Source organism: Acinetobacter sp. YH12233 (assembly GCF_013417725.1).
Lineage (GTDB): Bacteria > Pseudomonadota > Gammaproteobacteria > Pseudomonadales > Moraxellaceae > Acinetobacter.
Genome location: NZ_VPDK01000010.1, coordinates 1 through 13130, shown reverse-complemented (window position 1 = coordinate 13130; position 13130 = coordinate 1). Strand labels below are relative to the sequence as shown.

10 protein-coding genes and 6 tRNA genes are annotated in these 13130 nt (G+C 44.6%); 14 read left to right on the top strand and 2 right to left on the bottom strand.

Going from position 1 to position 13130, the window contains the following annotated elements; translation table 11 throughout:
• The first annotated feature begins 219 nt into the window (after positions 1-219).
• From trpA to FTV12_RS06285, 4 genes are read left to right on the top strand one after another with little or no spacing between them, the layout of a single operon-like run.
• The gene (gene trpA / locus FTV12_RS06300; RefSeq protein WP_004782187.1) at positions 220-1020 is read left to right on the top strand and encodes a tryptophan synthase subunit alpha; all 801 of its coding nucleotides are present in this window, start codon (positions 220-222) and stop codon (positions 1018-1020) included.
• Position 1021: 1 nt separating this feature from the next.
• The gene (gene accD / locus FTV12_RS06295) at positions 1022-1918 is read left to right on the top strand and encodes an acetyl-CoA carboxylase, carboxyltransferase subunit beta (RefSeq protein WP_034169942.1); all 897 of its coding nucleotides are present in this window, start codon (positions 1022-1024) and stop codon (positions 1916-1918) included.
• Complete coding sequence (gene folC, locus FTV12_RS06290) at positions 1915-3198, top strand: bifunctional tetrahydrofolate synthase/dihydrofolate synthase (RefSeq protein ID WP_180033771.1); 1284 nt, start codon at positions 1915-1917, stop codon at positions 3196-3198. The genes accD and folC overlap by 4 nt, the downstream gene beginning before the upstream one ends.
• Positions 3189-4235 (top strand): SPOR domain-containing protein, encoded by a 1047-nt coding sequence (locus FTV12_RS06285; RefSeq protein ID WP_373684505.1) that lies wholly within the window; start codon positions 3189-3191, stop codon positions 4233-4235. Before folC ends, FTV12_RS06285 begins: the two co-directional genes overlap by 10 nt.
• A gap of 5 nt (positions 4236-4240) precedes the next feature.
• Here the strand turns inward: FTV12_RS06285 and FTV12_RS06280 are convergent, their stop codons facing one another.
• Both FTV12_RS06280 and FTV12_RS06275 read right to left on the bottom strand, forming a co-directional pair.
• Positions 4241-4831: a dual specificity protein phosphatase family protein gene (locus FTV12_RS06280; RefSeq protein WP_180033770.1), complete on the bottom strand. Its 591-nt coding sequence runs from the start codon at positions 4829-4831 to the stop codon at positions 4241-4243.
• 568 nt (positions 4832-5399) lie between these two features.
• Positions 5400-6041: a peroxiredoxin gene (locus FTV12_RS06275; protein ID WP_104426585.1), complete on the bottom strand. Its 642-nt coding sequence runs from the start codon at positions 6039-6041 to the stop codon at positions 5400-5402.
• 332 nt (positions 6042-6373) lie between these two features.
• On the opposite strand from FTV12_RS06275, the gene secA reads away from it, so the two are divergent.
• The 10 genes from secA to FTV12_RS06225 all read left to right on the top strand — a co-directional run bounded on the left by secA (position 6374) and on the right by FTV12_RS06225 (position 13001).
• Positions 6374-9100 carry a preprotein translocase subunit SecA gene (gene secA, locus FTV12_RS06270; protein ID WP_180033769.1) on the top strand — a complete coding sequence of 909 codons (2727 nt, stop codon included), beginning with the start codon at positions 6374-6376 and terminating at the stop codon, positions 9098-9100.
• A 153-nt stretch (positions 9101-9253) separates the two neighbouring features.
• Positions 9254-9607, top strand: a complete 354-nt coding sequence (locus tag FTV12_RS06265) for a hypothetical protein (protein ID WP_159124164.1) — start codon at positions 9254-9256, stop codon at positions 9605-9607.
• A 154-nt stretch (positions 9608-9761) separates the two neighbouring features.
• Positions 9762-10982 (top strand): bifunctional glutamate N-acetyltransferase/amino-acid acetyltransferase ArgJ, encoded by a 1221-nt coding sequence (argJ, locus tag FTV12_RS06260; protein ID WP_180033768.1) that lies wholly within the window; start codon positions 9762-9764, stop codon positions 10980-10982.
• A 152-nt stretch (positions 10983-11134) separates the two neighbouring features.
• Complete coding sequence (gene nadA / locus FTV12_RS06255; protein ID WP_180033767.1) at positions 11135-12202, top strand: quinolinate synthase NadA; 1068 nt, start codon at positions 11135-11137, stop codon at positions 12200-12202.
• A 154-nt stretch (positions 12203-12356) separates the two neighbouring features.
• A tRNA-Pro gene (locus FTV12_RS06250) sits at positions 12357-12433 on the top strand.
• 35 nt (positions 12434-12468) lie between these two features.
• Positions 12469-12545, top strand: a tRNA-Arg gene (locus FTV12_RS06245).
• 36 nt (positions 12546-12581) lie between these two features.
• Positions 12582-12657: transfer RNA gene (locus tag FTV12_RS06240), tRNA-His, on the top strand.
• Between the two features lie 18 nt (positions 12658-12675).
• Positions 12676-12752 (top strand) — tRNA-Pro (locus FTV12_RS06235).
• A gap of 78 nt (positions 12753-12830) precedes the next feature.
• Positions 12831-12906 (top strand) — tRNA-His (locus FTV12_RS06230).
• A gap of 18 nt (positions 12907-12924) precedes the next feature.
• A tRNA-Pro gene (locus tag FTV12_RS06225) sits at positions 12925-13001 on the top strand.
• Positions 13002-13130: the final 129 nt, after the last annotated feature.

Here is a 13130-nt window from a genome sequence, read left to right as displayed (position 1 = left end):
ATGCCAAAATTAGGCATCTTTGATCATTGAGAAAAAAATCAAAATAATCGTAAATAGATCCCTTCGGGTTGTTCTGAAATCCTCGCACAGGAAATGAAATGCCAGAGGTCGATGTTGCACACTGTTCAATGTACAAAAAATAGCGTTACAATGCGATGTCTTGTATTTCTACATAGTCAATGTCTCAAGTTTGAAACACCTTAAGGAAAGCTCAGCCCTATGTCACGTTTAGCCACACGATTTGGACAACTTAAATCTCAACAGCGTAAAGCTTTAGTTTCTTATGTTATGGCTGGTGACCCGCATCCAGAGGTAACCGTACCTTTGCTGCACCAGATGGTGGACGCTGGCGTCGACGTGATTGAACTGGGTCTTCCTTTCTCAGATCCAATGGCAGATGGTCCGGTGATTGCTCTGGCCGCTGAACGCGCGCTGGCCGGTGGCACTAATACCTTGGATGCCCTGCACATGGTGAAAGAATTTCGCTTGAAAGACCGCGAAACACCAGTAGTGCTCATGGGTTATCTCAATCCGGTTGAAGTCATTGGCTATGAAAAGTTTGTGGCTTATGCCTATGAATGCGGTGTCGACGGCGTGCTTCTGGTCGATCTTCCTCCTGAAGAAGCTCAAGATTTGGGGCAGGTGCTGGAAAAATATGAAATGGATCAGATTTTCCTGTTGGCTCCGACCTCAACTGATGAGCGTATTCAGCATGTAGTGAAACAGGCCAGTGGCTTTATTTACTATGTGTCGTTGAAAGGTGTGACGGGTGCTGCAACATTAGATGTATCTGAAGCAGCTGCACGTATTCAGAAAATTAAGGCAGAGACAGATGTTCCTGTAGGCGTGGGTTTTGGTATCAGTGATGCTGCATCTGCGAAAGCGATGGGTGTTGCTGCCGATGCAGTTATTGTGGGAAGTGCGTTTGTAAAACAGTTTGCAACCCTCGCGCCAGAACAAGCCGTTATTGCGACGGTGAATAAAGTCAAGGAGCTTCGAGCAGCGCTCGATGAGTTATAGTATGAGTCAACAAGTGAAATCAGGCAAAATTCTGAGCCCATCGACCCCATGGACGGAGCGTATTGTTCCGGGCATTCATGTACCTGATGAGCAAACTACCCTAAAAGCGACATTCACAGAGCCAACCATTGAGTGCCCTGAATGTCATGCTTTGGTGACACGTACTGCAATGTCATTTAATGCTTATGTTTGTCCACAATGCGATGAACATCTGAAAATGAAAGCACGTGACCGTCTGAACTGGTTCTTTGATCAGGTACAGACTGAAATGGGTCAGGAATTTACGGCCAAAGATCCACTGAAATTTGTCGACAGCAAAGCTTATCCTGAGCGTATGTCGGAAGCACAAAAGAAAACGGGTGAAACTGAAGCACTGATCGTAATGCAAGGTCTGCTGAAAGGCGTGCCAATGATTGCAACCGCATTTGAGTTTGACTTCATGGGCGGCTCTATGGGCACTGTAGTGGGTGACCGCTTTGTGCAGGCAGCCGAGCGTGCGATTGAAACACATCAACCTCTAATCTGTTTTGCAGCTTCTGGTGGCGCGCGTATGCAGGAAGGCATGCTGTCTTTGATGCAAATGGCACGTACTTCAGCAGCGATTCAGCGTTTGAAAGAAGCAGGTCTGCCTTATGTGGTGGTATTGACCCATCCGGTCTACGGCGGTGTAACTGCATCTTTAGCCATGCTGGGTGATGTACATCTGGCTGAACCGAAAGCCATGATCGGCTTTGCGGGTAAACGTGTGATCGAACAAACTGTACGTGAAAAACTGGACGAACCGTTCCAGCGCGCTGAATATTTGCTTGATCATGGTGTAATCGATCAGATTGTTCACCGTCATGCATTACGTGATACAGTTTATCGTATTATCACGAAATTGATGAACCTGCCTTGAACACAGCACCATTAGCAACTGATTCACTTGATACATGGCTCGATTATTGGAGCCATGTTCACGTTACGGGGATTGATTTAGGTCTAGAACGTGTTATTCCTGTGGCTGAAAAGCTGGGGGTGATCAATCCGGAGGCTAAAGTCCTGACGGTTGCCGGAACCAATGGTAAAGGTTCAACGACCACGACTCTGGCTGCCATTCTCAATGCTCAAGGTTTTAAGGTCGGACTGTATCAGTCTCCTCATGTATATCGTTTTAATGAACGGGTGAAATTACGTGGGGTTGAAGTCGAAGACCAGTTGCTGATTGATGCTTTTGTTGAAGTCGATCGGGCACGTCGCGAATGCGATTTAAGCCTGTCATTCTTTGAAGCAACCACACTTGCTGCATTTGTGATTTTTAAACATGAACTGTGTAATGTGTGGGTGCTGGAAGTCGGATTGGGCGGTCGTCTGGATGTCGTGAATGTGGTTAATCCGGATGTTGCAGTCATCACCAATATTGGGCTAGATCATACCGATTGGCTCGGTGACACCATTGAAAAAATTGCTTTTGAAAAAGCTGGCATTATCCGTCCGAATATTCCTGTGATATTTGGTGGTCAGCAAGATATTCCGCAAGCCATTCTGGATAAAGCTGCTGAATGCAATGCGCCGTTATATGCAGTTAACCGTGATTATTTCTATGAAGCCTTTGAAGATGGCAAAACCTGGGCCTTTGCATCGTCAGGTATGACTTTAAAATTGCCAACAGGTTCACTGGCGCTGGATAATATTTCGACAGCAGTTGCAGCGATCTTGCTAAGTGGTCTGGAAGTCAACCAGACAGCGATTGCGGAAGGAGTTCAGGCAGCTAAATTGCCGGGGCGTTTTGAAGTCCGAGAAATTCAGAATAAGACTGTAATTTTTGATGCCGGACATAACCCGCATGGGGTAGAGTTCCTGTTAAAACAATTACGCAATTATTTAAATTACAACAAGAAATATAAAGAAGTCATTTGTGTATTTTCCATGCTGGCAGATAAAGATATAAATTCTGTCGTCAAGTTGTTGAAAGACACTGTTCATTTGTGGAAAATTGCACCATTATCTGTGCCACGTGCGGTAGAGGTCACACTTTTGACTGATGCATTGCAAGGTGAATTGATAGAACAATTTGACAATGTAAAATTAGCTTTTAAATCAGCGCTGGATGAAACAGAGAATAATCAGCTGATTTTGGTATGTGGATCATTTCATACCTTAGAAGCGGTATGGGAGTATTTGGAAGAATGTCAATGAATAACAAACAACGCTGGATGGGTGGCGTTGTTTTACTAGGTGGTGGTGTTTTATTGGCAGCATTACTCCTGAAAGGCCAAAATGAAATTCATCAGGATCGTCAGCAAAACCCGGCACTGGCTGCAGAAGTAGAATCAAAAGATACAGTCAACAATTCATTAGGTTCTTTAACAGTCGATGTGGAAACAGAAAAACGTCTGCTGGAACAGCAGCGTCGTGACCGCGAAAAAGCAGTGGCTGAACAGGAAGCCCGTGCAGCTGAATTTTTAGCCATGCAACAGCAGGCTGAGGCAGATGCAGCACGTCGTGCGGCTGAAGAATATGCTGCTTTGAATGCCCATCGTATGGGACAGCAAAGTTCAGACAATATTCCACCTGAGCTGGCAGAAGATGAACAGACGAAGCAAAAACGTCTGGCTGAAGACAAGGCTGCTACACAAAAAAAGTTAGAACAGCAGAAACTTGAGCAGCAAAAAGCCCAAACTTCAGCTGATACTGCCAAGAAACAGGCAGAGCAGAAGGCTGCAGAAGAAAAACGTAAGCTAGAAGAGAAACGTAAAGCTGAAGAAGCGCATAAGGCAGCTGAAGCAAAACGTAAGGCCGAGGAAGAGCACAAAGCGGCTGAAAAGAAAAAAGAAGCTGAGCATAAAGCTGCTGAAGAAAAACGTAAGGCAGAAGAAAAACGTAAGGCAGAAGAAAAGCGCAAAGCTGAAGAGAAACATAAAGCAGAAGAGGCCAAGAAAAAGGCTGAAGCTGAAAAAGCCCGTAAACTTCTTGAAGGTGAAAGTGATAAACAGTGGATGGTGCAGGTGGCATTGGCTGCCAATGAAGCCAATGCTGATGCCATTGCGGCCAAACTGCGAGCCAAAGGCTACAAGGTCACCAAGAGTCAGACATCTAAAGGTGTGCGTATCATGGTCGGTCCATCTAAAGACCGTGAAACAGCAGATGCACTGCGTAAGAAAATCGCGTCTGATGCCAGCCTGAACATGAAATCAGCCTGGGTGAATGACTGGGTGCCGCTAGATAAGCGTTAATTCTCTTACTTAACCGAAGTTTCTGTAGATGGATTCGTGAGTTGCTCGCGAATCCATCTTACATTTTCAGGGATAAATAATTTTTCAATATTGCGCCAAATGGAATGAAAGCCATAACCGCCATGCTTCATTTCCCGTACTGCGTCTTCAATGCGCCAGTTCTGGAAAATAATCCGGTACATGGCCACACTGGCACCGGTACGGTCTGAACCATGATAACAGTGTAAAAGTATTTTTTCATTATTTTGCCGTGCCTGTTGAATCAACTGCATTACGTTCAGTAAATCCTCGCGATTCATAGCCCAGGTATGAATGGGAACATGTTTAAGCTTGAGGTCTTCATTTGACAAAATATCCGTATCTTTATCGCGTGAACGCAGGTTGATCACCACATTAATGGCATATCGTTTTAATAAGGGCGTCAGTTCATCGCTCGGCTGTTCACTCCGGTAAAGTTCATCGCTAATCTGATAAAAATTATGTTCTTCATGCACTCCCTGTCCCCAATGCATTGGGCGTTCCTGTTCAGGCAGCGCTGGAGTACAGCCAGATAAAACAAGCGTAGAAACCAGAAGAAGTACATAATTATTTTTCATTGCGCGTTAAACCCTCTTTTTAATCATTCTCTTCAACAGCATATCGGCTTTTGCAAAAAAAAGCCTGTCCGAAGACAGGCTTGATGGGAAAAGTTCGAAAACCCGGCTCGTCGGTGGGTATCAAACTAAGCATGAAAATGATGGTTGATGCATGACGATTTTCATTTTCATGGTGGAGAGTTGATTGGGGTTTTTTACTATTCAAAAAGGATAGAACAACCTTTAGCTTATCCTCTTGCACCCACAGCATAGCTGTGGGTCTTCTTGCGGAATATATTCCTCAGGGCGAAGCAGTACTTCGTTTTAACTTGAACTACGCGCTTCGCTTGTCTTGCCACAAATTAAGGCAGTGCTCAAATACTGCGCACTTCGTTTGCCTTGCGCAAAACTGAAAAGCAGTGCTTTCAGTTTTGTCACTCGAAGCATAGCTTCTCGTCTTGCGCAAGGGCAGTACAATGGAAACTGCGCGCTACGCTTGCCTTGCGCAAAATTAAAAAGGAGTCCTTTTAATTCCTTACCAGCCATAGCATAGCTATGGCTCTTGCGCTCGGGCGAAGCAGTGCTTCGCTTATCCTCGCTCAGGCTGTGGTGTCAGACGTAGGTATGGAGTTACTGCCTTATAACCTTTAGGGAAGCGTTGTTTAATTTCTTCCTCATCTTTCAGTGAAGGTACAATCACTACATCATCGCCATGTTGCCAGTTAGCCGGGGTTGCGACTTTATGGTTGTCGGTTAATTGCAGAGAGTCGACTACACGTAATACTTCATGGAAATTACGACCTGTTGATGCAGGGTAGGTAATAATCAGACGCACTTTCTTGTTTGGATCAATGATTACCAGAGAACGTACAGTTAGGGTTTCGCTGGCATTTGGGTGAATGAAACCATACAGCTCAGACACTTTTCGGTCCTGATCAGCAATGATCGGGAAGTTAACGGTGGTACCTTGAGTTTCATTGATATCTTTGATCCAGCCATGATGCGATTCAACATCATCAACAGAAAGCGCAATCGCTTTCACGCCACGTTTTGTAAACTCGTCTTTCAGTTTCGCGGTAAAGCCCAGTTCAGTGGTACATACAGGTGTGTAGTCTGCTGGATGTGAAAATAAAATGCCCCAACTATCGCCTAGAAAGTCATAAAAGTTAATTAAGCCTTCGCTAGATTGCTGTTCAAAATTCGGTGCGGTATCGCCTAAACGTAAACTCATTTTTCTTGCCTCAATTGATCTTGTAATGTGTCGATGAGAATAAATATGAACCAATTTTTTTATGATTAAAAATAGTGTTTTTAGAATTTCTTATGAATAAACCGAATAAAGAAGTAGGCTGTCGATTCAGAATCAGACAAATCAGTCGTCTAATTAACTATATTGCATGGGTAAAATTTGCTACATTACTTTGCCTTAGGTCTCAGGGCTAGGACGAAGGATGAGTTTTTTTCATTGGTTTTCTGGCAAAACCCTTGTAGTTCAAATTTCTAGCACCATAATAACGACTAAGAACATATTTATTTGACAAGCAAGATTTAGAGAGTCTATTCATGTTGGCAAGTCTGATCGGAGGAATCTTCGGTACCAAAAATGAGCGCGAACTCAAACGCATGCGTAAAATCGTAGACAAGATTAATGCGCTCGAGCCGACGATATCAGCCCTAAGCGATGCAGACTTATCTGCAAAAACTGAAGAATTCAAACAACGATATAATAAGGGTGAAAGCCTAGATAAGTTACTTCCTGAAGCATTCGCAGTCTGTCGTGAAGCTGCAAAACGTGTTATGGGAATGCGTCACTACGACGTACAGTTGATTGGTGGTATTACCCTGCATGAAGGCAAGATTGCCGAGATGCGTACCGGTGAAGGTAAAACCCTGATGGGGACGCTGGCCTGTTATCTTAATGCATTGAGTGGGCAGGGTGTCCATGTCATCACGGTGAACGACTATCTGGCACAACGTGATGCCGAGTTAAACCGTCCATTGTTCGAATTCTTGGGTTTAAGCATCGGGATTATCTATTCCATGCAGAATCCGATAGAAAAATCTGAAGCCTATAAAGCAGACATCACTTACGGTACCAATAACGAATTCGGTTTCGACTATCTTCGTGACAACATGGTGTTCTCGCTGGCTGAGAAAAAACAGCGTGGTCTGACCTATGCCATTATCGATGAGGTCGATTCGATCCTGATCGATGAAGCACGTACACCACTGATTATCTCTGGTCAAAGTGAAGATTCTTCCCAGCTTTATGCAGCAATCAATAACATTCCGCCGAAATTAAAAGCACAGAAAGAAGAAAAAGTACCGGATGGCGGTCATTTCTGGATTGATGAAAAACAGCGTTCAGTAGAAATTACAGAAACCGGTTTTGAAACCATTGAAAGTGAATTGATTGCAATGGGCTTGCTGGCTGAAGGTGAAAGCCTGTATTCAGCTTCTAATCTGAATTTGCTGCATCATGTGACTGCTGCGATTCGTGCGCACTATTTATATCAACGTAACGTGCATTACATCATCCATGAAGGTGAAGTGATCATTGTTGATGAAAATACCGGTCGTACCATGCCAGGTCGTCGCTGGTCTGAAGGTTTGCACCAGGCAGTTGAAGCAAAAGAAGGTCTGGAAATTCAGCCGGAAAACCAAACTCTTGCAACCACAACATTCCAGAACTATTTCCGTCTGTATAAAAAATTATCCGGTATGACCGGTACTGCAGATACTGAAGCTGCGGAAATGAAAGAAATTTACGGTCTGGATGTGGTAATCATTCCAACCCACCGTCCAATGATCCGCAATGACCAGAACGATTTGATTTACCTGAATCGTGAAGGCAAATACAACGCGATTATTCAGGAAATCCAGCGTGTTCATGAAGCTGGTGTTGCGCCAATCCTAATTGGTACGGCCACTATTGAAGCGTCGGAAATTCTTTCTGACAAGCTTAAAGAAGCTGGTATTGAACATGAAGTCCTGAATGCCAAACAGCATGAGCGTGAAGCAGATATTATTGCCCAAGCGGGTGCACCGCGTGCTGTAACGATTGCAACTAACATGGCCGGTCGTGGTACCGATATTTTGCTGGGTGGTAACTGGAAAGCGCTACTGGCCAAAATTGAAAACCCAACCCCTGAAGATGAAGCACGCCTGAAAGCAGAATGGGAAGCAAATCATGAAGCAGTTCTTGCTTCTGGTGGTTTGCATATTATCGGTTCTGAGCGTCATGAATCTCGCCGTATCGATAACCAGTTGCGTGGTCGTGCGGGCCGTCAGGGTGACCCGGGTGTATCGCGTTTCTACCTGTCTCTTGAAGATGACTTGATGCGTATCTTTGCGGGTGACCGTGTGGTTGCCATGATGCGTGCAATGGGCTTAAAAGAAGATGAAGCGATTGAACACAAAATGGTGTCACGCTCAATCGAAAATGCACAGCGTAAAGTAGAAGCACGTAACTTCGACATTCGTAAGAACCTGTTGAAATACGATGACGTGAATAATGAACAGCGTAAAATCATCTATAGTCAGCGTGATGAGATTCTGGCTGAAAGCTCATTGCAGGATTATATCGAAGAGATGATCCGTGAAGTGATGCAGGGCATGATCGCCAACTATATTCCGCCTGAATCAATTCATGATCAGTGGGATATTGAAGGTCTGGAACTTGCACTACGTGAAGACTTATCGATTGATCTGCCAGTTGCACAATGGTTAGAGCAGGATCGTCGTTTAGATGAAGAAGCACTGGTTGAGCGAATTACTGAAGAAGTGGTAAATCGTTACCGTTCACGTCGTGAACAAATGGGTGCTGAATCTGCAGCATCACTTGAACGTCATTTCATGCTGAACTCTCTGGACCGTCACTGGAAAGAGCATCTGGCTGCGATGGATTACCTGCGTCAAGGGATTCATTTACGCGGTTATGCACAGAAAAACCCAGAGCAGGAATACAAAAAAGAAGCCTATAACCTGTTTGTAAACATGCTGGGCGTGATTAAATCTGACGTCATTACTGATCTGTCACGTATCCATGTGCCAACACCTGAAGAGCTGGCTGAAATGGAAGCACAGCAGCAGGCACAGGCTGAAGCGATGCGTTTACAGTTATCTCATCAGGAATTTGATGGATTACTGGATGAAGAAGATGAAATCACCACTGAACAAAATGCGCAGGCTAATCCTGTTGCACCAGTCTTTGAAGCACCGGCAAGCCGTAATGCACCTTGTCCATGTGGTTCAGGTCTGAAATACAAACAGTGTCATGGCAAGATCTAATTTCTGCTAAGTTTCTAAACTATAAAAAGATCAGGACCAAATGGTCCTGATCTTTTTATGTATATGGACTTTTCAGCTGATGAATACTGTTTGCACTGTACCGGATTAAATGGTATTTAATGGCAGATTGAACACCGCAAAGTGGAAGAAACAATGACAAAAGTATTAAAAACGATGATGGTTGCTGCTTTGGTAATCCCGACTTTAAGTTTTGCTGAAACAGCAACAACGACACCTGCTAAAGTTCAGCAGGCCATTGGTCCAACTACGGCTCAGGTTCAGACGGGTACAGATGGTCAGGTGACCATTGCAAGTCCGCGTACCGGCATTCGCTATACCTTTAATAATTCAAACCGTCCAATCGTTTTGCAGACTGCAGCGATTGCAGCAGCTAATGCAGCCAATGCAGACCGTATTGTTGCTTCTAACCCTGCGCTTTCTGCGGCAAGTCAGCAACAGGCGAAACAGGCTTTATTGAGTGAATCAACCCAGCTGGCTAAAAACTAAGTTTGATCCAGTTTAATAAAACCAGTCACTATGACTGGTTTTTTATTGTGAAAAACCATAAGAAAAGTGAGTGTTCATCTGGCTTTGGCTCGATTTTTTAATGAAGATCAACTAAGCTGTATTTTTCTGAAACTTCAATATTGGACATTTAAAAATGGCAGTTGGTGACGTATCTATGCCACAGATGCATGTGGTAAAAGGGGTGAGAATTGGTTCGGCAGAAGCATATGTACGCTATCAGAACCGACGTGACCTGGTGATATTTGAACTGGCTGAAGGCTCCAATGTTGCAGGTGTATTTACCCAGAATGCTTTTTGTGCTGCCCCTGTGCATGTTTCTAAAGCACATCTGGCGGTAGGTAATCCACGTTATTTAGTGATTAATACCGGAAATGCTAATGCAGGTACCGGTTCTACAGGTATGGCAAATGCTGAAGCCACTTGTGCTAAACTGGCTGAACTTGCAGGCGTGAAAGCTGAAGAAGTATTGCCATTTTCAACAGGGGTGATTGGCGAACAATTACCAATGGAGCGTCTGCTCAGTGGTTTACAGCCTGCATTAGAGTCATTGCGTGATGATGCCTGGATCGATGCTGCAACCGGCATCATGACTACAGACACTACACCGAAAGGTGCGTCTGAACAGCTCGAGCTGGATGGTGTCACCTATACCATGACCGGGATTTCCAAAGGCGCCGGCATGATTCGCCCAAATATGGCCACTATGCTGGGCTATGTGGCGACTGATGTACCAATCAGCCGTGAACTGGTTCAACAGCTTTTATCTGAAACAGTGAATCAGTCATTCAACCGCATTACCATTGATGGGGATACCTCTACCAATGACTCTTGTATTTTCATTGCTACAGGTCAGGCCGGTGGAACAGAAATTTCATCAGTTGAAGATCCGCGTTATGCAGCTGTGCTTGAGGTATTAATGCGTACCATGAAACGTCTTGCGCAACTGATTGTGCGTGATGGTGAAGGTGCGACTAAGTTCATCACAGTTGCAGTAGAAGGTGGCGCCAATACTCAGGAATGCTGTGACGTGGCCTATAGTATCGCGCATTCTCCATTGGTGAAAACTGCGATCTTTGCTTCTGATCCAAACTGGGGGCGTATTCTGGCTGCAATCGGTTATGCAGGTGTGGCGAATTTAGACGTTGCAAAAATTCAGGTTTGGTTAGATGATGTACAAATCTGCAAGGATGGTGGTGCAGCAGCAGACTATACCGAAGAGGCAGGTGCACGTGTGATGGCACAAGCTGAAATGACGATTCGTGTTGATCTTGGACGTGGTGAAGCAAAAGATACAGTCTATACCTGTGACCTGTCCTATGATTATGTGAAGATCAATGCTGATTATCGTTCATAATTCAGATTGTTTCTAAAGCCTCCGTTGTGGGGCTTTTTTTATATCTTATGATTTTTAATGACTGGTCAAAAAAGTATTTTGCTAGAGATGACCGGGATGTAGGGTGAAAGGTTCGTTGAATAATGAACCATGAGGGTAGAGTAAGAGTTGTTATGAATGATGCGACCAAATTAATAGCCAATGAAGCCAAATCGATTGTGCAGGCGCATTTAGATCGTTTAGGAGAACCCAAAGAGCATCAGATCAGTGCACAGGCCAAACAGGAAAAATTTGCACAGATTCAAGCCGAATTGGAAAAGCAGAATGCAGTACTAGTTGCACATTATTATTGTGATCCTGAAATACAGGAACTGGCAGAACTGACTGGTGGCTGTGTGTCCGATTCATTGGAAATGGCGCGTTTTGGACGTGACCATCCCGCATCGACCTTGGTGGTAGCTGGGGTTAAGTTCATGGGTGAAACTTCAAAAATACTTTCACCAGAAAAAACCGTCCTGATGCCAACTCTTGAAGCGACCTGTTCACTGGATTTGGGTTGTCCGGTAGAAGAATTTACCAAATTCTGTGATGCGCATCCTGATCATACTGTAGTGGTGTATGCTAATACTTCGGCTGCGGTTAAAGCCCGCGCTGACTGGGTCGTGACTTCAAGTTGTGCAGTTGAGATTATTGAACACCTCGATAGTTTAGGTGGAAAAATTATCTGGGCACCGGATCAGCATCTAGGGCGTTATATCCAGAATAAAACCGGTGCTGACATGCTGCTTTGGGATGGCGCGTGTATCGTCCACGAAGAATTTCGTTCGCGCGGAATTGCTAATATGAAAGCCTTATATCCAGATGCGGCAGTGCTGGTCCATCCAGAATCACCGATGTCTGTGGTAGAAATTGCTGATGCAGTCGGAAGTACTTCTCAGTTAATCAAGGCAGCTCAAACCTTGCCACATCAGCGTTTGATCGTGGCAACAGATCGCGGTATTTTCTATAAAATGCAGCAGGCTGTGCCAGATAAGATTTTGATTGAAGCTCCAACCGCTGGAGAAGGAGCAACCTGTCGTTCATGTGCACACTGTCCTTGGATGGCCATGAACGAGCTAGATGGAATCTTGCATGTTCTACAACATCGTGATCAGGAGATTCATGTTGACCCCGCATTAGCTCAACGAGCCAAACTGCCTTTAGATCGTATGCTGGATTTTAGTGCCAGCTTGAAACGCTAAGATTTTGTATAAAAAATGTCTGAAATGCTTGATAAATAAACGCTTGAAGTGTTTTTTTGATTTTTTTTAAATATAGGTGTTGACGTCTTATGGCGTCACGCCTAGAATGCACACCGTACCAAGCGATAAGCTTGATACGAAAGCTGAGATGAATCGGAGCATAGCACAGCCTGGTAGTGCACCTGGTTTGGGACCAGGGGGTCGTAGGTTCGAATCCTACTGCTCCGACCAATTCTTCAAGGCGGATGGTGAAAATCATCAGTAAAGCGCTTGTAGCTCAGTTGGATAGAGCATCCGCCTTCTAAGCGGATGGTCACAGGTTCGAATCCTGTCAGGCGCGCCATTTTTGGTGGCTTGATATTTAAGAACCAAGGCAATGGTGGATGTAGCTCAGTTGGTAGAGCCCCGGATTGTGATTCCGGTTGTCGTGGGTTCGAATCCCATCATTCACCCCAACTCTTTGAGTTGAACATCGGAGCATAGCACAGCCTGGTAGTGCACCTGGTTTGGGACCAGGGGGTCGTAGGTTCGAATCCTACTGCTCCGACCATCTTCTTCATGGTGGTTAAGATAAATGATACCGCGTCAAGCGGTTTTTTTATGTCTAAATAATGAAGACACCGTAATGGTGGATGTAGCTCAGTTGGTAGAGCCCCGGATTGTGATTCCGGTTGTCGTGGGTTCGAATCCCATCATTCACCCCAACTCTTTGAGTTGAACATCGGAGCATAGCACAGCCTGGTAGTGCACCTGGTTTGGGACCAGGGGGTCGTAGGTTCGAATCCTACTGCTCCGACCATCGATAAAAATGATTAATTATATAGATACCGCATCAGGTGGTTTTTTTATGTCTGAAATTTAACTACGAATTAAATTTAGCAATCAAAATAAAAATAGATTAAAAACTGGTTATTTATTAAGTTCATTC

Excerpts from the sequence above, each read along its gene's own strand:
- FTV12_RS06280 (WP_180033770.1), bottom strand. The coding sequence starts at position 4,831 with ATGAAAAATAATTATGTACTTCTTCTGGTTTCTACGCTTGTTTTATCT.
- secA (WP_180033769.1), top strand. The coding sequence starts at position 6,374 with ATGTTGGCAAGTCTGATCGGAGGAATCTTCGGTACCAAAAATGAGCGC.
- FTV12_RS06275 (WP_104426585.1), bottom strand. The coding sequence starts at position 6,041 with ATGAGTTTACGTTTAGGCGATACCGCACCGAATTTTGAACAGCAATCT.
- trpA (WP_004782187.1), top strand. The coding sequence starts at position 220 with ATGTCACGTTTAGCCACACGATTTGGACAACTTAAATCTCAACAGCGT.
- nadA (WP_180033767.1), top strand. The coding sequence starts at position 11,135 with ATGAATGATGCGACCAAATTAATAGCCAATGAAGCCAAATCGATTGTG.
- accD (WP_034169942.1), top strand. The coding sequence starts at position 1,022 with ATGAGTCAACAAGTGAAATCAGGCAAAATTCTGAGCCCATCGACCCCA.
- FTV12_RS06285 (WP_373684505.1), top strand. The coding sequence starts at position 3,189 with ATGTCAATGAATAACAAACAACGCTGGATGGGTGGCGTTGTTTTACTA.
- argJ (WP_180033768.1), top strand. The coding sequence starts at position 9,762 with ATGGCAGTTGGTGACGTATCTATGCCACAGATGCATGTGGTAAAAGGG.
- FTV12_RS06265 (WP_159124164.1), top strand. The coding sequence starts at position 9,254 with ATGACAAAAGTATTAAAAACGATGATGGTTGCTGCTTTGGTAATCCCG.